This is a genomic window from Phytobacter sp. (assembly GCF_059074235.1).
In genome coordinates, this window is sequence record NZ_JCACPZ010000009.1 from 65,886 (window position 1) to 86,493 (window position 20,608).

At 53.6% G+C, this 20,608-nt stretch carries 19 protein-coding genes; 8 read left to right on the forward strand and 11 right to left on the reverse strand.

Annotation, left to right across the window (positions count from 1 at the left end; genetic code table 11):
• Nucleotides 1-173 precede the first annotated feature (173 nt).
• On the forward strand, nucleotides 174-1,043 hold the full coding sequence (locus AC5JPW_RS24820) for a crotonase/enoyl-CoA hydratase family protein (protein ID WP_494244064.1): 870 nt from the start codon (nucleotides 174-176) through the stop codon (nucleotides 1,041-1,043).
• Nucleotide 1,044: 1 nt separating this feature from the next.
• Here AC5JPW_RS24820 and pdeR read toward each other — a convergent pair whose 3' ends face one another.
• From pdeR to pspF, 10 genes are all read right to left on the reverse strand, one after another.
• Nucleotides 1,045-3,030, reverse strand: coding sequence for a cyclic di-GMP phosphodiesterase (gene pdeR / locus AC5JPW_RS24825; protein WP_494244066.1), 1,986 nt, complete (start codon nucleotides 3,028-3,030; stop codon nucleotides 1,045-1,047).
• Nucleotides 3,031-3,344: 314 nt separating this feature from the next.
• Nucleotides 3,345-5,279, reverse strand: a complete 1,935-nt coding sequence (locus tag AC5JPW_RS24830) for an exoribonuclease II (RefSeq protein ID WP_494244068.1) — start codon at nucleotides 5,277-5,279, stop codon at nucleotides 3,345-3,347.
• A gap of 128 nt (nucleotides 5,280-5,407) precedes the next feature.
• A complete protein-coding gene (locus tag AC5JPW_RS24835) occupies nucleotides 5,408-6,565 on the reverse strand; it encodes a carboxymuconolactone decarboxylase family protein (protein ID WP_494244070.1) in 1,158 nt (385 codons plus the stop codon).
• A gap of 242 nt (nucleotides 6,566-6,807) precedes the next feature.
• Nucleotides 6,808-7,596 (reverse strand): enoyl-ACP reductase FabI, encoded by a 789-nt coding sequence (gene fabI / locus AC5JPW_RS24840; RefSeq protein WP_494244072.1) that lies wholly within the window; start codon nucleotides 7,594-7,596, stop codon nucleotides 6,808-6,810.
• Nucleotides 7,597-7,720: 124 nt separating this feature from the next.
• Nucleotides 7,721-8,527, reverse strand: a complete 807-nt coding sequence (gene sapF, locus AC5JPW_RS24845) for a putrescine export ABC transporter ATP-binding protein SapF (RefSeq protein WP_494244074.1) — start codon at nucleotides 8,525-8,527, stop codon at nucleotides 7,721-7,723.
• A gap of 1 nt (nucleotide 8,528) precedes the next feature.
• Entirely contained in the window at nucleotides 8,529-9,521 is a 993-nt protein-coding gene (gene sapD / locus AC5JPW_RS24850; RefSeq protein ID WP_494244075.1) for a putrescine export ABC transporter ATP-binding protein SapD, read from the reverse strand.
• Complete coding sequence (gene sapC / locus AC5JPW_RS24855; RefSeq protein ID WP_494244077.1) at nucleotides 9,522-10,412, reverse strand: putrescine export ABC transporter permease SapC; 891 nt, start codon at nucleotides 10,410-10,412, stop codon at nucleotides 9,522-9,524.
• Nucleotides 10,399-11,364, reverse strand: a complete 966-nt coding sequence (gene sapB / locus AC5JPW_RS24860) for a putrescine export ABC transporter permease SapB (protein WP_494244079.1) — start codon at nucleotides 11,362-11,364, stop codon at nucleotides 10,399-10,401. Before sapB ends, sapC begins: the two co-directional genes overlap by 14 nt.
• A complete protein-coding gene (gene sapA, locus AC5JPW_RS24865; RefSeq protein ID WP_494244081.1) occupies nucleotides 11,361-13,001 on the reverse strand; it encodes an ABC transporter substrate-binding protein SapA in 1,641 nt (546 codons plus the stop codon). The genes sapB and sapA overlap by 4 nt, the downstream gene beginning before the upstream one ends.
• 98 nt (nucleotides 13,002-13,099) lie before the next feature.
• On the reverse strand, nucleotides 13,100-14,080 hold the full coding sequence (pspF, locus tag AC5JPW_RS24870) for a phage shock protein operon transcriptional activator (protein WP_494244083.1): 981 nt from the start codon (nucleotides 14,078-14,080) through the stop codon (nucleotides 13,100-13,102).
• Between the two features lie 166 nt (nucleotides 14,081-14,246).
• Here pspF and pspA point away from each other — a divergent pair, with 166 nt between their 5' ends.
• From pspA to tyrR, 7 genes are all read left to right on the forward strand, one after another.
• On the forward strand, nucleotides 14,247-14,915 hold the full coding sequence (pspA, locus tag AC5JPW_RS24875; RefSeq protein WP_494244085.1) for a phage shock protein PspA: 669 nt from the start codon (nucleotides 14,247-14,249) through the stop codon (nucleotides 14,913-14,915).
• 56 nt (nucleotides 14,916-14,971) lie between these two features.
• Nucleotides 14,972-15,196, forward strand: coding sequence for an envelope stress response membrane protein PspB (pspB, locus tag AC5JPW_RS24880; RefSeq protein WP_494244087.1), 225 nt, complete (start codon nucleotides 14,972-14,974; stop codon nucleotides 15,194-15,196).
• Nucleotides 15,196-15,555: an envelope stress response membrane protein PspC gene (gene pspC / locus AC5JPW_RS24885; RefSeq protein ID WP_494244089.1), complete on the forward strand. Its 360-nt coding sequence runs from the start codon at nucleotides 15,196-15,198 to the stop codon at nucleotides 15,553-15,555. Before pspB ends, pspC begins: the two co-directional genes overlap by 1 nt.
• A 17-nt stretch (nucleotides 15,556-15,572) precedes the next feature.
• A complete protein-coding gene (gene pspD / locus AC5JPW_RS24890; RefSeq protein ID WP_494244091.1) occupies nucleotides 15,573-15,794 on the forward strand; it encodes a phage shock protein PspD in 222 nt (73 codons plus the stop codon).
• Nucleotides 15,795-15,910: 116 nt separating this feature from the next.
• Complete coding sequence (locus tag AC5JPW_RS24895) at nucleotides 15,911-17,308, forward strand: YcjX family GTP-binding protein (RefSeq protein WP_494244438.1); 1,398 nt, start codon at nucleotides 15,911-15,913, stop codon at nucleotides 17,306-17,308.
• The gene (locus AC5JPW_RS24900; RefSeq protein WP_494244092.1) at nucleotides 17,305-18,357 is read left to right on the forward strand and encodes a TIGR01620 family protein; all 1,053 of its coding nucleotides are present in this window, start codon (nucleotides 17,305-17,307) and stop codon (nucleotides 18,355-18,357) included. Before AC5JPW_RS24895 ends, AC5JPW_RS24900 begins: the two co-directional genes overlap by 4 nt.
• A 150-nt stretch (nucleotides 18,358-18,507) precedes the next feature.
• Nucleotides 18,508-20,049, forward strand: coding sequence for a transcriptional regulator TyrR (gene tyrR, locus AC5JPW_RS24905; protein ID WP_494244094.1), 1,542 nt, complete (start codon nucleotides 18,508-18,510; stop codon nucleotides 20,047-20,049).
• Between the two features lie 42 nt (nucleotides 20,050-20,091).
• Here tyrR and tpx read toward each other — a convergent pair whose 3' ends face one another.
• Nucleotides 20,092-20,598, reverse strand: coding sequence for a thiol peroxidase (tpx, locus tag AC5JPW_RS24910; protein ID WP_494244096.1), 507 nt, complete (start codon nucleotides 20,596-20,598; stop codon nucleotides 20,092-20,094).
• Between the last annotated feature and the right edge of the window lie 10 nt (nucleotides 20,599-20,608).

Below are 20,608 nucleotides of genomic sequence, written 5' to 3' on the forward strand. Positions count from 1 at the left end.
AATTAACAAAATGAATGATGCAGAAAACAGTGTAAAAAGAGAAGCGGAAAAACGAAATCTCAAAATATTATAAGTACCAATTATATATTCACTAACTTACATACTGCCGGGTTTGCTGCTGGATTAGTCTTGCACTGCGCACTACGCGCTTTTATTTCCGGAGGATCAAGTCTATGACAGTTATCAACCAGGCTACGTGCAAACTTTTTACGGACACTGACCGTTTTACGCAACTCTCATGCTATTACGAAGAAGAACGCCGCACTGTATGGATGATGTTGCGAGCGCAGCCCCGACCCTGCTTTAACCATGTGTTAATCGAAGAGATTATGAATGCGTCCTGGCTTGTCCGGCAGGCGGGATTCGCCGTTGATTTCTGGGTCACGGGTTCACTGGTCCCCGGAATGTACAACACGGGGGGCGATTTGCGCTTTTTCGTTGAGTGCATCCAGAATGGTCGACGTGAAGCGCTGCGTGCCTACGCGCGCGCCTGCGTGGACTGTGTACATGCTGCTTCTCGCGGTTTCGATACCGGTGCTATTTCGTTGGCTATGGTCGAAGGGAGCGCCCTGGGTGGAGGGTTTGAAGCTGCACTGGCACATCATTTCGTGCTGGCGCAACGTGATGCGCGTCTCGGGTTCCCCGAAATTGCCTTCAACCTGTTCCCAGGGATGGGCGGTTACTCTTTGGTTGCGCGCCGTTCCGGGATGAAACTTGCCGAGGAGCTGATTTACAAAGGCGAATCTCATACCGCGGAGTGGTATGAGCAATATGGATTAGTGGATCAGTTGTTTGAACCCGGTCAGGGTTATATGGCAATCAGGACTTTTATTGATACGTTGCAGCCCCGACTGAATGGCGTACGCGCGATGCTGCGTGCCCGCCAGCGGGTCATGCAGCTTCCACGCAGTGAATTAATGGATATTACCGAAGACTGGGTGGATGCCGCGTTTTGTCTGGAACCCAAAGACATTGCCTATATGGAACGTCTGGTTCAGCTGCAAAATCGGCATGCCGCCGCCAGTCTGAGTAAAGCCAGCTGATTCATTTGCGTGATAGATAGCGTTTATACCATCGCTCGAATACGGCAGCGGGCATGGGCTTAGCAAACAGAAATCCTTGTCGTTCATTGACGCCATTCTTTGTCAGAAAGGCGTCTTCTTTTGCATTCTCGACACCCTCAGCAATGACCTGCAGATTGAGAGCCTGGGCCACCGCCACAATTGCGCGTACCAGCGACTGCGAGACTGACTGTTTATGGATATCTTTGACAAACGACTGGTCGAGCTTAATGGCGTCAATGGGGAAGCGGGCTAACTGTGAGAGCGAAGAGTATCCAGTGCCGAAATCATCAAGGTGAACCTGCGAACCGAGTTTACTGAACTGCTGAATCACCGAGAGTGCCAAATCTTCGTTCTCAATCAGGCAGCTCTCCGTCAATTCCACGTCTATTGGGCAATATTCAAAATTAAGATCGCTCAGTGCCTGCTTCAGGTCGCTAAAAATCGTCTGGTCGGCTAACTGACGGGCAGAGACGTTCACCGCCACGCGCAGATTAATGCCTTTATCTCGCCATTTCGCAACCTGACGCACCACATCCAGCATCACCCATCGACCCAGAGGGACAATGAGCCCGGACTCTTCTGCATAGGCGATAAAGTCGAGCGGCGGAATCAGGCCACGCTCTGGTGACTGCCAGCGAACCAGGGCTTCAAGGCTACGCACTTCGCCGCGCCAGGTCACTTTAGGCTGATAGTGAATCACCAGTTGGTCTTTATCGAGCGCTTTGCGCAGGTTAGTGTCGAGCCACAGATACTCAAATACGCGCTGATTCATTTCCGGCGTAAAGACGCAAAACTTACCGCGTCCGTTCTCTTTCGCGATATACATCGCCGTATCGGCGTTGCGAATAATACTTTCCCGATCGTTGCCGTGCTGTGGAGCAAGAGAAATACCCAGTGAACAACCGGTATAAACTTCGATAAGCCCGATGCGAAAAGGTTGCCGCAAGCGCGTGATAATACGTGATGCCATCGCTTCTAATGCGCTCTGGGATGAGTCAGTAGCCAGAACGAGGAATTCATCGCCACCCAATCTTGCCAGCACCTGACCTTCGTCCAGACAACTTAAAATGGCCAGCGCAACAGCCTGTAGAAGCTGGTCGCCAAACATATGTCCATATGCGTCATTGACCTTCTTAAAATTATCCAGGTCCAGATAGACAATACCGATTTGTGTACCACCACGGTTCTCAATTGCGTTGCTGATTAATTCATGAATAGCATTACGATTGGGTAAGCCGGTTATGGTGTCAGTATTGGCTAAAACGCGTAAACGTTCTTGCGCCCGGCGTTCTTCGGTAATATCAGTGCCTGAACAAATGAGGAATATTTCATTTTTCCCACTGCCACTGTGCACGAATTTATTGCGAAATAAAAACAGACGCTGCCCCTTACGGGTTTTAATCCAGCGTTCCACTTCATATGAAGCGCCATTACGGAAAAATTCCGTAATATTTTGCCGGGATGCAGCAGCTTCTTGCTGGTTCATAAACAGCTTAAAGACATTCTGTCCAATCACCTCATGTTCTTTGAGACCAGTATATTCTTCACACAAGCGGTTAAAGCGCTGAATGCTGCCGTGTCTGTCGAGAATAACAATAACGGAGTTCGCTTCCGACACGACCTGTTCGGCAAAAGAGAGCCCTTGCACCAGATCGCGTGCAACAGAAGAGGTATCGTTCCATGCAGAAGCGGTACCTGCCCATTCATATTTACTGATTTTACGTCCCACGAGATGCACAGGAACGTCGTCACCAAAGAGCGAAAGATGCATCGTCAGACTGGACGTAATCACCGTCATCTGGCGAAGCTCTGAAGCTTGATCATCACTGAGTGTAACGACCTGACTGATGTCAGAGTCTTCATCAGGCGCAAAGTGCAGGGCATTACTGTCCGCACTCAGGCGCCAGAAAGGGCTGTTTGAGCCCAAATAACGAAACAGCAAGTTCTGTTCCTGCGAGTCTTTCATGCTATCTCCCAACCCACCAAAAAGCGCAACGGAAACTCATTCGACGATGGATTAACTACCTGTACATAAGGGGGAACCAGGGAAAACGTATTGTTTTTATTTACAATCTCATAATAAAACGAGTCCCGTTTAAAAATATAGCGGGTGCGTAAAATTTGCATAGTTAATGACTGACGTTGCGCGCAGTTATTTTTTTATTGTGGCTGTTTTACACGGTTTGTGGGGGAATTAGAGAAAAAATGCTCGTGGAATCGCATCCATGAGGGGAAGAACGCTCCCCCTAAATTTCGGGGGAGCGTATCAGATAACAATAATCAGACGGCCGGGCGGGCAATAACGCTACGTGTTTCCATGCGTACTTCGGCAATGGTGACATCAATAACATCAGTTACTTTAAATACCGCTTCACCTTTGATCTGTACGGTTCCGTTTTCCTGGCTGCATACCAGCTCATCACGAACCGCGTGAATAAACGGTGCCGGAATAAAGGCCACTGCGCCATTATCCACCAGACGAACACGCATACCGCCACGGCTGATATCAATAATTTCGGCCGCAAAGCGGACGTCAGTACCGGCGCTATCTTTCAGATAACGAGCGTACAACCAGTCGCCAACGTCACGTTCCGCCATACGGTTCAGACGGCGACGTTCCGCCATCTGTACGGTAGCCTCTGCCTGCGGACGCTCAATGGATTCACCTTTGATGATGGCCTTGAGCAGGCGATGGTTGATCATGTCGCCATACTTACGAATCGGGGATGTCCAGGTCGCGTATGCCTCCAGACCGAGTCCGAAGTGTGGGCCTGGCTCAATGCTGATTTCAGCGAAGGACTGGAAGCGACGAATACGACTGTCGAGGAATCCGGAAGGCTGTGCATCCAGCTCACGACGAAGCTTGCAGAAGCCGCTGAGGGTCAGGACTTCTTCTGCATCAACATGCATGCCATGGGTTTTCAACAGGGCGGCGAGTTGCTCACTGCTGGCCGGGTCGAAGCCCATGTGGACGTTGTAAACGCCGAAGCCGAGTTTGTCGCGAAGTACGCGGGCCGCACAGATGTTCGCGGCAATCATTGACTCTTCAACAATGCGGTTAGCGATGCGACGGGGTTCCGCCACGATATTCAGTACTTCACCTTTTTCACCGAGAATGAAACGGTAATCAGGGCGATCTTTGAACACCAGCGCGTGGGTCTGACGCCACTGCGCACGGGCAAGGCAAACACGGTGCAGCAGACGAATCTGTGCAGCAATGGCTTCACTCTGCGGCTGCCAGTTACCGATATTTTCCAACCAGTCAGACACGTCGTCATAGGCCAGTTTGGCTTTCGACGTAATAGTGGCAGCAAAGAATTCAATGTTGTCTTCAATGCTGCCTTCGTCGTCGATGGTCATGCGACATGCCAGCACCGGACGAACTTCATTCGCACGCAGTGAACACAGGTCGTCAGACAGTTCACGCGGCAGCATCGGAATATTGAAGCCCGGCAGGTAGTTGGTAAAGGCACGAATTTTGGCGTTGTTGTCGATTTCGCTGCCTTCTGCAATCCACGCTGTAGGATCGGCAATGGCGACCGTCAGCAGAAGCTTTCCATCAGCACTCTCTTCAACATAGAGGGCATCGTCCATATCTTCCGTGCTGGCACTGTCGATGGTGACGAAGTCCAGTGCAGTCAAATCAACACGTTCCAGACCTTGATCCAGCATGTGGGTTGCAACACCGTCTGGGGCTTCTTTTTCAAGGTTGTGACGCGCTAAGGTTACCCACCACGGTACGAAATGGTCGTCACCGAAGGTGATAAATTGGGTCAATTCAGCGTAGAACGTGCGATCGCCTTTGAGCGGATGGCGGCGCATTTCTGCTACGGCCCAGTCACCGTCTTTAAAATCATGCGTGACGTTACGCTCTGCACGGCAGGGGATAACATCTTTGATTAACGGATGATCCGGGACAATAGACAGGCGGTCGTCTTTGCGCTGGATCCTGCCGACGAAACGCGACAGGAAAGGTTCAACCAGCTCTTCCGGCTCAGCGGACTCACGGTCTTTTTCAGTATGGATAACGGCGATAATTCGATCGCCATGCATCACTTTTTTCATCTGCGGTGGTGGGATGAAATAGCTTTTTTGCGCATCGACTTCGAGGAAACCAAAGCCTTTTTCCGTGGCTTTCACGACACCTTCCGCACGAGGTGTTTGGGAATGAAGTTGCTGTTTTAGCTGCGCGAGCAGCGGGTTATCCTGAAACATAGTTTTCTATTTTCGTGGCTGAAAGAGCGGCTGACAGTTTTACGCGAATCTGGGGGTTGCAGCAAGCGCTCTTTGGGCAAAAATACCCTATGAAGGCTAAGCATTTAGCCTCCGGGTGAGAGAAAACGTCAGCCCACATCGCCCAGTGCAATTTTCAGCCGATTGAGCCAGCCGCACAATCCGCACCAGACCACAATTCCAATGGCTGAGGGGGCGGCAAAACCCAGTGCCAAAAGGGAGGAGAAATGCGCTGCACTGAAGCGATCGGGGGCACAGGAAAGGATGTGTACACTGCCGGTTATCGCCGCTTCTTTTGCTCTGGTTTGCCCAAGCCGTTTAAGGACACGATCGCCCTGACGGACAGCTTCAGCCAGTTCGTCAGAACCTGTCCAGCGTTGCCAGCTCTCATTGAAGCAGTTAACGCTTCCGTTAATTCTTGCACTGTAGAGTGTTATCAGTTCGGTTATCTCTTCGTCCACCAGTACCGATTGCGCACCGCAGTAAATCTCCCCCAGTTCATCCAGCGAGGGGGATTCATGCGCCAGCACGGGCGCCAGCAAACGGAAGGCGGGCAAGGGCTGCCAGGCCGCCAACGACTCTAGCTGCCTTGCACTGGCAATGCGCATATCCACACCCACGATCCCGGCGGTCCATTCGGAATGCGGCTCGTCAAACAATGCGGCAGAGGTTTCTTGCTGCATCTCCATGCCGGGAATAAGACGCACGGGCTGGCCCGACAGTGCCTGGAACCCTGCGATTGCCCGCGCCTGGAAACCAACATAACCAATAATTTGCACCATCAGGATCGTGTCATATTCCGTCAGACCGACGTCTTCGAGCTGTTGGCGTGCACGTGCGTCAATGATGTCCGGGGAGGCGGCTAACTGGCGGGCATACTGAGTAATCTGCGCCAGGCGGCGATTACTCTCTCGTGAGGAATCAGGACCTGGCAACGGAGCCAGGCGGGCGGCATAGTGGTTACATAGCCGTTGCACACCATGCACCTGGGCCACGGTCAGGGCGGTACTTAGTCTGTCGTAGATGCTGAGCGTTCGCAGTCGATTGACCGCAACCCGCTGAGGAAAAAGTAAGCCATAGAGCTTTCTTGCCGGCATCAGCCAGCGACTACACGCCTCAGTCATATCATCGGGTAATGAAAGGTCGAGCAGAAAATGATCGTCCACGCGTGCCGCTTCAGGCATCAGTGATAACGGCAGATTCTGACGCGCACTCGACTGCGTTTCATGATACCAGTGACTTTTGCCAGAAAAACGGCGTTGTTCCATGGTCGTTCCTTGGTCTGAAAGTGGCGATCCGGACACGTCGTTGCACAGATACGCCGGATCTTTTTCGCTGCATTATCCTGGCGTATGCGGAGAGAGGGATGAAAGATTGTTAGGTGATAATAAATATCAGAAAGGCATATACCCGTCAGATTTCGAACTGGGGATGCATGCGCGTGCTGTTGCGATGCAATTCGAACTATTAGGGTAAAGAAATACCCCCCAGGATTGGGGGGTATGGGGGATTATTTCAGTTCCAGCTCGTTCATTGCTGCGATGCTAAATCCACCGTCAACATGAACCACTTCGCCAGAAATACCTGCGGACAGGTCAGAACACAGGAAGGCTGCGGAGTTACCCACATCTTCGATGGTCACGGTACGGCGAATCGGGGTAACGGCTTCGCAGTGTGCCAGCATTTTACGGAAGTCTTTGATACCGGATGCTGCCAGAGTACGAATCGGACCTGCAGAAATGCCGTTGACACGAATACCTTCTGGACCCATTGCGTTAGCCATATAGCGCACGTTGGCTTCCAGAGAGGCTTTAGCCAGACCCATCACGTTGTAGTTCGGGATAGCGCGCTCAGCACCCAGGTAAGACAAGGTCAGCAGAGCAGAGCCCGGGTTCAGCATGGCGCGGCAGGATTTTGCCAGCGCAACGAAGCTGTAGGAGCTGATGTCATGGGCGATTTTGAAGCCATCGCGGGTGACAGCATTAACATAGTCGCCGTCCAGCTGATCGCCCGGCGCAAAGCCGATGGAGTGAACGAAACCGTCAAATTTCGGCCAGACTTTAACCAGTTCACTGAACAGGGCTTCGATGCTTGAATCTTCCGCAACGTCACATGGCAGCACGATGCTGGAACCCAGTTGAGCGGCAAACTCTTCTACACGGCCTTTCAGTTTGTCGTTCTGATAGGTGAACGCCAGCTCCGCGCCTTCGCGGTGCATAGCCTGCGCGATACCGAAGGCGATGGAAAGTTTGCTGGCAACGCCGGTTACCAGAATGCGCTTACCGGTAAGAAAACCCATAGCTTTTAATCCTTATAGTCACTGTTATGCGATCGGCGTTAACACGCGGATCGTTGTTAAAACGCGGCGATTCTAACATGAGTCGCCGGATGAGTTAATCCGACCACTGACAACCCCCTTGGTCTCAGCGATCCTGGCGCCATGCATCGGCGGTCAATGCTTCACCAAAATGGCCGGCAATCAAACGTTTTGTCAGGTCGTGCAGCGGGGAGGCAAGGACACTGGCGGTACTGCCGCGCTCGACGACTTCCCCCTGGTGCATCACCAGAACCTGATCGCTAATATGTTTCATCATGCCGATGTGCTGGGTCACATAAATATAAGCGATACCCTGTTTTTCCTGTAATTCCAGCATCAGATTAATTAATTGCGAGCGCATCGACATATCCAGTGATGCCAGGGCTTCGTCGGCGATGATCACCTTAGGGCGCAGAATCAGCGCACGAGCCAGCCCAAGACGCTGTTTCTGACCTGGCGCAAACATGTACGGGTAGTAGCTTGCGTGATCGGGTAATAGCCCTACCATACGCAGCGTTTCGTAGATGCGCTTCTGGCGTGCTTCCGGCTCCAGATCGGTATTCAGGCGTAGCGGAAAATCGAGGATCTGCGAAATACGCTGACGCGGGTTAAGCGATGTCGACGGGTCCTGAAAAATCATGCGGATACGCTGGCTACGGAACGAATAGTCCCCGTAATTGAGCGGATGATCGTCAATCAACAGCTCACCGCTTGTCGGCTCAATCATGCCTGCCAGCATTTTCGCCAGTGTCGATTTACCTGAACCGTTCTCACCGATGATCGCCAGGGTCTGCTTTTCTCTGAGGGTAAAACTCAGGGGCTTCACGGCTTCAACAGTTTGCTGACGGAACCAACCGGTACGGTAGCGAAAGGTTTTACTCAGATTGCGGACTTCGAGCAGGGTCTCAACCATTTCACTCTTTCTCCATATTCAGCGGGAAATGGCAGGCGTACAGATGGTTTTTAGCACCCGATAACAGCGGCCTTTCTATGCATTTGCGTTGTGCGTACGGGCAGCGCGGGCCCAGACGGCAGCCTATCGGTAATTGCTCCAGCAGGGGGATGGCTCCCGGCATCGTATTCAGTCTGCTTTTGTGGGGCATGGCGCTACCAAAATCGGGTATCGCGCGAATAAGGGCTTGCGTGTACGGGTGGTGTGGCGTGCTCACCAACTCCTCGCTCGGCGCAGTTTCCACCGTCTGACCACAATACATAACGTTAATGCGGTCAGCCCATTTGCTCAGCATTTGCAGGTCGTGGCTGATAAGCAGAATGGTGGTGTTATTGTTCTGGTTGAGCCTGGTGAGCAAGCGAAAAATTTGTGCCTGCGTCGTCGGCTCCATTGCGTTAGTCGGCTCATCAGCAATCAGCAGACGTGGCTGGTTAGCCAGCGCAATGGCAATCATCACTTTCTGACATTCACCGTCGGTGAGTTCGTAAGGGAAGCTGCGCATCGCATCTTTATGATCTTTGATGCCTACACGGTGCAGCAACTCGATGGCCCGGCGTTTACGCCAGCCGAAACGTTGAAGGAAGGTACCTTTCCACGTCCAGCCGGGGATGTTCTGCATCAGTTGTTTGCCCACCCGTTCAGACGGATCGAGACAGGATTGCGGCTCCTGGAAAATCATCGACACGTTGTGACCGAGTAATTTGCGGCGCTCGCGCGGCGAGAGGCGCATCAGGTCGATATCATCAAAACGCATACGGTCCGCTGTTACGCGCCAGTTCTCTTTGCTGACGCCACAAATGGCTTTGGCAATCAGGCTCTTACCCGAGCCGGATTCACCGACCAGACCACGGATTTCACCTTCAGCCAGCGTCAGGCTGACCCTGTCCACAGCTTTGACCCAGTTTTCACCGGTTTTCACCTCAATGGTGAGATTACGAATATCCAGCAGCGGCATTTATTCTACCCCCGCATTAATGGCGCGGCGTATGCCATCGCCCAACAGGTTCACCAGCAGCACACTCAACATAATGGCCGCTCCGGGCAGCATGACCGTCCAGGGGGCAACGTAAATCAATTCAAGCGCATCGCCCAGCATTGCACCCCATTCCGGGGACGGAAGTTGCGCGCCGAGGTCTAGAAAACCGAGGGCAGCGATATCCAGAATGGCCACCGACAGCGAGCGTGTCGTTTCGGTGACCAGGCCAGAGGTCATATTGGGCAGGACGGCAAACCACAAAATATTCATGGTTGACGCGCCGTCAAGACGGGCCGCAATGACGTATTCTTTTTCCAGTTCATCATGGACCATGCTGTAGACCGAACGCACCATGCGCGGCAGAATCGCAAGCCAGACGGCAAACATCGCATGAGACAGATGCGGTCCGGCGAAAGCCACCACGATGATGGCCAGCAGCAAAGAAGGGATAGACAGCAGCGTGTCGAGAATATGGTTTAGCACTGCAGAGCGCAGGCCATGCGTCGCCCCGGCAATAACGCCCAGCAGCAGGCCAAACACGGTAGCGGCAACCGTGACCAGGAAAGCGCCTCCCACCGTCGGAGCCGCCCCGCTGAGCAGTCGGCTTAAAACATCCCGCCCCAAATCGTCGGTACCCAGGAAGAAAGAGACTTCCCCATAGCGAGACCAGGACGGTGGTAAAAGTTGATATCCCAGGAATTGCTGGTCGAGGCCATAAGGAGCGAACCAGCCGCCGAACACGCATAATATGACCAGCCCTGCACAGCCGTATAGGCCGATCATTGCAGGGGTATCGCCATAGAATTTTCGCCATACGGTGAGCAGGGCGCTGGGCGGTTTCTTTTCGCTATAGACACTATCGTAGGGCATACCATTCCTTATGTTTCAATGGGTTCGCCAGCGCGCCCAGGATATCAGAGAGCACGTTCACAATAATGACCAGAGAGCCAATGACCATCACCCCTGCAGAAATCGCCGCGTAATCCTGCTGGCGAATTGCGTTAATCATCCAGCGTCCAAGTCCCGGCCAGCTAAAGACCATTTCGGTAATCATTGCCAGCGTTAGCATGGTTGAGAATTGCAGGCCAAGACGCGGGATCACCGGCGGCAGCGCATTATGCAGGACATGTCGACGCAGAATGGTCAGACGCGACAGACCACGCGTGGCTGCGGCTTTGATGTAATTATGATCAAAGACTTCGATTGTGCTGATGCGCATTAAACGAATCACTTCAGTGGTAGGCGCGACCGCGAGGGTCAGCACCGGCAACACCATATGACGCAAGGCACTCATGATCATCTCTTCGCGCCACGGGGAGTCTGAAAGCCACGCATCAATAAGCGCAAAACCGGTCACATTTTTGACTTCATACAGCAGGTCAAAGCGCCCCGATACGGGCAGCCAGCCTAACGTCAATGAGAAGAACAGTGTCAGCAGCAGCGCCAGCCAGAACACCGGAATGGAAAAACCCAACAGGGCGAGGGCGCTGATAAATTTGTCCTGCCATTTATTACGCATAATGCCCGCCAGCATCCCCACCGGGATCCCCACCAGCAAGGCAAAACCGAACGCCAGGATACACAGCTCCATGGTCGCCGGGAAGACCTCTTTAAGCTGCTCAGAGATAAGCTGCCCGTTAATGCTGGATACGCCAAAATCCCAGTGCAGCAGGCCGGTGAACCAGAAGACCCAGGCGTTCCACAATGATGCACCCTGGAGCGGGGCGTGGGGGGTGAAATAGCTCAGACTAAAACCGACAAAGGTCAGTAAAAACAGGGTCATGACCAGCAGCAACAGGCGGCGCAAGGTAAAAATAATCATGGCTTTTTCACCTCTTCTTTTTCACGCGAAACCCCGGCGAACGAGGCGCTACCAAAGGGACTTAATACCAGCCCTTTAATATCATAGCGGTAGGCCTGTAAACGCAGTGAAGACGCCAGCGGTAACACCGGTAATTCCTCTGCGAGGATCTTTTGCGCTTCATCGTAGGCATCAATACGCGCCGACAGTTGCTGAGACAGCAGGGCTTTTTTGAGCACGCTATCAAACTCGCGGTTACACCAGTGCGCAAAATTGGTCTGCGAATCGATAGCCGCACAGCTAAGTAACGGACGGAAGAAACTGTCCGGGTCATTACTGTCCGTCGCCCAGCCAGAAAGCGTAATGTCGTGATTCATGTCCATCAGACGGGCTTCCTGGAAACGGCCCTCGACGGGAACGATCACCACTTTTACGCCCACCTGCGCCATATCAGCCTGAATCAGTTCGGCGGTTTTTAGCGGGCTGGGGTTCCAGGCCTGAGACGTTGTCGGTACCCAAAGCCGGAGCGTCAGGTTTTCCAGCCCCAGCGCTTTCAGGCGTGCCCGTGATTGCTCGGGATCGTAAGCTGTCACTTTGGCTTCGCCGTCATAGGCCCACGACGCACGGGGCAGGATGGAGGCAGCAGTCTCAGCAGTACCGTAATAGATTGACTGCATCAGGCGCTGGTTATTAATGGCCAGCGCCAGCGCATGACGGACTTCCGGGTTATTTAATGGCGGTTTGTCGGTGTTGAACGCCAGATAGGCGATGTTCATACCAGGGCGCAGCGTCAGACGCAGGCGTGGGTCATCGCGCAGAATGGTCAACTGGCTGGCGGCAGGCCAGGCCAGCACGTCACACTCACCGGTGAGCAGTTTCGACAGGCGTCCAGTTCCACCGGAACCCAAATCCACCACCACCTGCGGCATCAAAGGCGTGCCGCGCCAGAAATGGGCGTGGCGCTGTAACCGTACGTACTGTCCTGCACGGTATTCGGCAAGCTGGAAGGGGCCAGTGCCTACAGGCTGGCGGTCAAGCAATTCCTGGCGGTCGTTTTTAGCCAGCGTATTGGCATACTCTGCCGACATCACCGAGGCGTAATGGGTGGCCAGGTGCCATAAAAAAGAGGCGTCTGGCTGGCGCAGTCGAAACTCAACCGTGCGGTTATCCAGTTTACGCACGCTTTGAACGGAGTCGGCAAATTGCAGACTGTCAAAATAGGGGAACGCGCTACCGTTGACGTTATGCCACGGGTTGTCACGGTCGAAAATGCGCTGGAAGGTAAACACCACGTCATCGGCATTCAACGTCCGACGAGGAGTAAACCACGGGGTGGTCTGGAAATTAACCCCCTCACGCAGATGAAAACGGTATGTCGCGCCGTTATCCAGCACTTCCCAACTGTCTGCTAATTCTGGCACCAGCCGATAGGTATACGGATCGACGTCCAGTAAGCGGTCATATAATTGCGCTGCCAACGTATCCACAATCAATCCGCTTCCCGCTTTTTGCGGGTTAAAAGTGCTGACCTGTCCGTTCACACAGTAAACGAAGCCGCTGTCGCGAATATCTGCACTGGCAGACTGAGGCGACGCGGCCAAGGTTTCACCCGACAACAGGCTTGCGGTCAACAGCAGGAAGGAGAAAACCTGACGCATGATTTATTCAACGTTTTTAGATTCATGTGCAAAGTGTATCGCACTTGCCAGGGCTGCGTACAAAACTCTGAGAGTGACTGCTGCTATTGTCGGCGATTTCAGCTTATCTGATGTTTTTTCAGTAGTGCGCGGAACTGGTGATAGGTTAAACCTAACAACTCAGCGGCCCGTTTCTGGTTGAATTTAGCCTGTTGGAGGCTATCGACCAGCAGCTCATGTTCCTGATGATTCTGGAACGCACGCAGGTCGATGGGTAGCGAAGGGGCTGTCGGCGTCGACTGCGGCAAATCCTGATTAGGGGGAGTATTGCGATTAAAGGGATCGATAATAATCTCGTCCAGCGGGCTTTCACTGGTACCGTGGCGGTAGACTGAGCGCTCTACCACGTTTTTCAACTCACGTATGTTTCCTGGCCAACGGTGATCGAGTAGCGTTTCCCGTGCCCGGTTGCTAAAGCCCGGAAAGAGTGGGAGCTTGAGTTCACGGCACATCTGGATAGCGAAATGTTCTGCGAGCAACATGATATCGCTCTGACGCTGACGCAGCGGAGGCAATTGCACAACGTCAAACGCCAGTCTGTCGAGTAGATCCGCGCGAAAGGTGCCTTTGTAGACCATCTCCGGCAAGTCGGCATTGGTAGCACACACCAGGCGAACGTTCACCTGCAGCGGCTGACTGCCGCCCACACGCTCAAGCTCACCATATTCAATCACGCGCAGCAGTTTTTCCTGCACCAGCATGGGGGCAGTGGCGAGTTCATCAAGAAAGAGGGTGCCGCCATCTGCGCGCTCGAAACGCCCCGGATGGCGTTTTTGCGCCCCGGTAAACGCGCCAGCTTCATGCCCGAACAGCTCGGTATCGAGTAAATTTTCGTTTAATGCAGCACAGTTGAGTGAAATAAACGGCCCCTGCCAGCGGGAAGAGAGATAATGCAGGCGGTTGGCAATCAGCTCTTTACCTGTACCGCGCTCGCCAATGACCAGCACGGGCTTGTCGAGCGGCGCGAGGCGAGAAACCTGTTCCAGTACTTCGAGAAAACTGTTGGCTTCGCCGAGCAGATTGTCTTTATGTTCACTCATGATGAATTTCACTATTTGTTAGTGTTATTCACCACTGTAGCCTAAAAAACCGAAACGGTAAAATTGTTGGTTGGTAGTAAAATCAATAAGTTAAAAGTTGGCACGAAGATTGTAATAGCCAGAGAGCAGGGCAGTGCCCGATTACAGAAATCAAGAGGAACCGATTATGGGTATTTTTTCTCGTTTTGCCGACATCGTGAACGCCAATATTAATTCGCTACTGGAAAGAGCAGAAGACCCGCAGAAGCTGGTGCGTCTGATGATTCAGGAAATGGAAGACACGCTGGTGGAAGTGCGCTCTACATCGGCACGTGCGCTGGCGGAGAAAAAACAGCTGACGCGTCGTATTGAACAGGCGTCGGCACAGCAGGAAGAGTGGCAGGAAAAAGCTGAGCTTGCACTGCGTAAAGATAAAGACGATCTGGCGCGTGCTGCACTCATCGAAAAACAGAAAGTCACGGACATCATCGGTACGCTGGAGCAGGAAGTCACGCTGGTGGACGAAACCCTGACCCGCATGAAAAAAGAGATTGGCGAGCTGGAGAACAAACTCAGCGAAACCCGTGCGCGCCAGCAGGCGTTGACGCTCCGTCACCAGGCGGCAAACTCGTCCCGCGATGTGCGTCGTCAGCTCGACAGCGGCAAAATTGATGAAGCGATGGCGCGTTTCGAATCCTTCGAACGTCGTATTGATCAGATGGAAGCCGAAGCGGAAAGCCACGGTTTTGGCAAACAGAAAACGCTGGATCAGCAGTTTTCTGAGCTGAAAGCCGACGATGAAATCAGCGAGCAACTGGCGCAACTGAAAGCCAGAATGAAACAGGATAACCAGTAACGTTATTCGCGCGGCATCGGGAGATGCCGCTCCATTATCACCTGTAAGGAGTACACATGAGCGCGCTTTTTCTGGCTATTCCCCTGACGCTGTTCGTCCTGTTTGTTTTACCGGTCTGGCTCTGGTTGCATTACAACAATCGATCCTCACAAGGCGAACTCTCGCAAAGTGAGCAGCAGCGACTGGGGCAACTGACCGATGACGCAAGACGCATGCGCGAACGTATTCAGGCGCTGGAAGATATTCTCGATGCGGAGCATCCCAACTGGAGAGATCGCTGATGGCAGGTTTAAATTTGAATAAAAAACTTTGGCGTATTCCACAGCAGGGCATGGTGAAAGGCGTCTGTGCTGGTGTGGCACACTATCTGGATGTCCCGGTCAAACTAATTCGACTGATAACCGTCCTCGCCATGTTGTTTGGCCTGTTTTTCCCGGTTGTGGTGGCATACATCATCATGACCTTTGTACTGGATCCTATGCCGGATCATCTTGATGAAGACGAAAACGCCCCCACCAGCCGTGAACTGCTGGACAGGGTCGATGCAGAATTGAATGCCGGAGAACAAAGGTTGCGGCAGATGGAGCGCTATGTGACTTCAGACACTTTCTCTCTGCGCAGCCGCTTCCGACAGCTTTAATGACGAGGTAAACCTCCATGGCGAAATGGCAACAGGCAACTCAAAAAATCAAACCGGGCGTAAAAATCGCCGGGAAACTGGCTCTGCTTGCCGCGCTGCGTTTTGGCCCGGCAGGTGTGGCCGGCTGGGCGGTGAAATCCGTCGCCCGCCGTCCAGTAAAATTACTGCTGGCCTTCGCTCTGGAACCGTTACTGAACCGGGCAGCGAGCAAAGTTTCAAAACGTTTTACCAAGCCGTAAATCACATTATCTCCACGGCGGCGCACTCACCGCGTCGCCTTGAATACTCGCTCTAAAACCCTTACTTATTTATTCTGATACTGGATTTTCAAATTTCATGGCGGCACGGAATGGCGATTGAACGTTGGAAAAATGAACTGAATGCCCTGGTGAACCGGGGCATGGACCGTCATTTGCGACTGGCGGTGACGGGGCTGAGCCGCAGTGGTAAAACCGCGTTTATAACGGCGATGGTGAATCAACTTCTGAATATCCACGCAGGGGCGCGACTGCCGCTGCTCAGCGCGGTTCGTGAAGAGCGGTTGCTTGGCGTGAAGCGTGTGCCACAGCGGGACTTCGGTATCCCCCGCTTTACCTATGATGAAGGCCTGGCGCAGCTTTACGGCTCGCCGCCAGCATGGCCGACGCCGACGCGCGGGGTGAGTGAAATCCGCCTCGCTTTGCGTTTCCGCTCTCAGGACTCACTCCTGCGCCACTTTAAAGAGACTTCTACGCTGTACCTGGAAATTGTCGATTATCCGGGAGAGTGGTTGCTTGACTTGCCGATGCTGGAACAGGATTACTTGAGTTGGTCCAGACAAATGACAGGACTGTTGCAGGGGCAACGTGGCGAATGGTCTGCTAAATGGCGCACACTTAGTGAAGGCCTTGATCCGCTTGCACCTGCGGATGAGAACCGACTGGCGGAAATTGCCGCCGCCTGGACCGATTATCTGCATCAGTGCAAACGTGAAGGACTGCATTTTATTCAGCCAGGACGCTTTGTGCTGCCAGGCGAGATGGCCGGTGCGCCTGCATTACAATTCTTTCCTTGGCCGGATGTTGATGCCACTGGAGAGGCGAAACTGGCGCAGGCCGGGAAGCAAACCAATGCAGGCATGCTGCGTGAACGCTTTAACTACTATTGCGAGCATGTGGTGAAGGATTTTTATAAGAATCACTTTCTGCGCTTTGACCGCCAGATTGTGCTGGTGGATTGCCTACAACCACTAAACAGCGGGCCGCACGCCTTCAACGATATGCGACTGGCACTGACCCAATTAATGCAGAGTTTCCACTATGGGCAGCGCACACTGTTCAGACGTTTGTTTTCCCCCGTCATTGATAAGCTGCTGTTTGCGGCCACCAAGGCTGACCATGTGACGATTGATCAGCACGGCAACATGGTTTCTCTGCTCCAGCAACTGATTCAGGACGCCTGGCAAAACGCCGCTTTTGAAGGCATCAGCATGGACTGTGTAGGGCTGGCATCGGTACAGGCAACGCAAAGTGGCCTGATTGATGTGAACGGGGAGAAGATCCCGGCGCTGCGTGGGCATCGCCTCAATGATGGCGAACCGCTGACCTTTTACCCGGGTGAAGTGCCCGCAAGGCTACCGGGGCAGGCATTCTGGGATAAGCAGGGCTTCCAGTTCGAGTCATTCCGCCCTCAGGCGCTGGATGTGGATAAACCGTTGCCGCATATCCGGCTGGATGCCGCGCTGGAATTTTTACTGGGAGATAAATTGCGATGACCGAGCCACTTAAACCGCGTATCGATTTTTCCGGTCCGCTGGAAGCGGAAAGTGAGACCCGTGTGAAGGCTGCACAGACGTTCAGTACCGAGCAGGTCGATAATTTTTCCCCCGTCAGCCTGGAAGAGCGTCGCGAAGACGGGCTGGCAGAAGCCGCCGTGGAATCAGCATTGCGGCCTAAACGCAGCCTGTGGCGCAAAATGGTGTTAGCCGGCATGGCGCTCTTCGGCATAAGCGTTGTGGGGCAAGGCGTGCAATGGGCAATGAATGCCTGGCAAACGCAGGATTGGGTGGCGATGGGCGGATGTGCCGCCGGGGCGCTGATTGTCGGGGCCGGAGTCGGCTCGGTTGCTACCGAATGGCGTCGCTTATGGCGGTTGCGCCAGCGTGCCGAGGCGCGTGACGAAGCGCGAGACTTGCTACATAGCCACGGCAGCGGCAAAGGCCGGGCGTTTTGCGAACACCTTGCCCATCAGGCGGGTATTGACCATGCGCATCCGGCGCTGCAGCGCTGGTATGCCGCTATTCACGAAACTCAGAATGACCGGGAAGTGGTGTCGCTTTATGCCCGTATCGTTCAGCCGGTGCTGGATAGCCAGGCCCGGCGTGAAATTAGCCGTTCTGCAGCCGAGTCCACGCTGATGATTGCGGTCAGTCCGCTGGCGCTGGTGGACATGGCGTTTATCGCCTGGCGCAACTTACGCCTGATCAACCGTATTGCCGCGCTTTATGGTATCGAACTGGGCTACTACAGTCGGCTACGTTTATTCCGCCTGGTGCTACTGAACATTGCCTTCGCGGGAGCCAGCGAGATGGTACGTGAAGTCGGACTGGACTGGATGTCACAGGACCTGGCCGCTCGCCTCTCAGCCCGTGCCGCACAGGGCATTGGTGCCGGGCTCTTGACCGCCCGCCTGGGCATCAAAGCGATGGAGCTTTGCCGGCCACTCCCCTGGATGGAAGATGACAAGCCACGCCTTGGCGATTTTCGTCGCGAACTGATCATGCAGGTCAAAGAGACGTTGCAGAAGAATAAATCCTCGTCCTGATTGGCTAAGAAACGGGCCTGCGCGCTTAACTTTACGGCACAGCGCCCGTTTTTGCCGCAAACTGTCAATAATTGTTGACAGACATCTTCCTGCCAGACCTGAACTGACATATCATCGCGACATTAGTCGATAATGTAGGGTGATGTTTCCATGCGTCTTGAAGTGTTTTGTGAAGATCGATTGGGTCTGACTCGTGAGCTATTGGATTTGCTGGTGTTACGCGGCATCGACTTACGCGGAATCGAGATTGACCCGATTGGGCGTATCTACCTGAACTTTGCTGCACTGGCGTTTGATACATTCAGTAGCCTGATGGCAGAAATTCGTCGCATTCCCGGCGTCACTGATGTTCGTACGGTGTTGTGGATGCCATCAGAACGTGAGCATCGTGCCATGAGTGCAGTGCTTGAAGCGCTGCCAGAGCCGGTGTTGTCACTGGACATGAAAAGCAAAATTGAACTGGCGAACCCGGCCAGTTGCCAGCTGTTTAGCCAGGATCAGGACAAGTTGCGTAACTTTAACGCCTCGCAACTCATCTCCGGCTTCAACTTCACGCGTTGGCTGGAAAGCAACCCGCACATCTCTCAGAGCGAACATGTCGCCATCAACGGCCAGAATTTTCTGATGGAAATCACCCCCGTGCATCTCGAAGGGGAGACCGGTGAAGCCGTGCTGACGGGCGCAGTGGTCATGCTGCGTTCTACCGCACGAATGGGCCGCCAGCTACAAAATCTCTCCCAGCAGGACCTTAGCGCGTTCAGTCAGATTGTGGCAGTTAGCCCGAAGATGCGTCAGGTGCTGGAGCAGGCGCGCAAATTAGCCAACTTAACCGCGCCGCTGCTGATTGTGGGTGATACCGGAACTGGCAAAGATCTGCTTGCCCACGCCTGTCACCTTGCCAGCCCACGTGCGGCAAAACCTTATCTGGCCCTGAATTGTGCCTCGATTCCCGAAGATGCTGTTGAAAGTGAACTTTTTGGTCACGCGCCGGAAGGGAAAAAGGGCTTCTTTGAGCAGGCAAATGGCGGCTCCGTGCTGCTGGACGAGATCGGTGAAATGTCACCGCGTATGCAGGTAAAACTGTTGCGTTTCCTGAACGACGGCACCTTCCGTCGCGTTGGCGAAGATCACGAAGTACATGTCGATGTGCGCGTAATCTGCGCGACCCAACGGAACCTGGTCGACCTGGTGCAAAAGGGGCTGTTCCGTGAGGATCTCTATTATCGTCTGAATGTGTTGACCCTGAATCTGCCCCCGCTGCGCGATCGTCCGCAGGACATCATGCCGTTGACTGAGCTGTTCGTGGCCCGTTTCGCCGATGAACAGGGTGTGCCGCGTCCCAAACTGGCACACGAACTGAACCAAATCCTTAGTCGCTATAATTGGCCGGGCAATGTGCGTCAGCTCAAGAATGCGATTTATCGCGCCCTGACGCAGCTGGAAGGGTACGAGTTGCGGGCGCAGGATATCATCCTGCCGGACTATGATGCCGCGACGATGGCGGTGGGCGAAGATGCGATGGAAGGTTCGCTGGATGAGATAACCAGCCGCTTCGAGCGTTCTGTGTTGATTCAGCTTTACAGCAGCTTCCCGAGCACACGTAAGCTGGCAAAACGTCTGGGCGTTTCGCATACAGCGATTGCGAATAAGTTGCGTGAGTACGGATTGAGTCAGAAGAAGGGCGACGAGTAAAAGAGAGAGGCCCGGTAAGTGATTACCGGGCAACTGCAGGGATTAACCCTTCAGCACTTCCAGCGCAGACGCATAGTCCGGTTCATTGGTAATTTCATTTACCAGTTGGCTGAAAATCACCTTGTCATTCTCGTCGATCACCACAACGGCGCGCGCAGCCAGGCCTTTCAGCGCACCTTCAGCAATGCCCACACCGTAGTCGGCCAGGAATTCCGGGTTACGCAGGGTCGACAGGGTAATGACATTGCTCAGACCTTCTGCACCGCAGAAACGAGACTGGGCAAACGGCAGGTCTGCAGAAATGCACAGCACCACGGTATCGTTGATTTCGGTCGCCAGTTCGTTGAACTTGCGCACCGATGCAGCGCACACGCCGGTATCAATACTTGGGAAAATGTTCAGGACTTTGCGTTTACCAGCAAACTGGCTTAAGGCCACGTCAGACAGGTCTTTCGCCACGAGAGAGAAGGCAGCGGCTTTGCTGCCCTGAGCCGGGATCTGGCCGGCAACGGAAACTGGATTACCCTGGAAATGGACAAGTTGTGACATATATATCTTC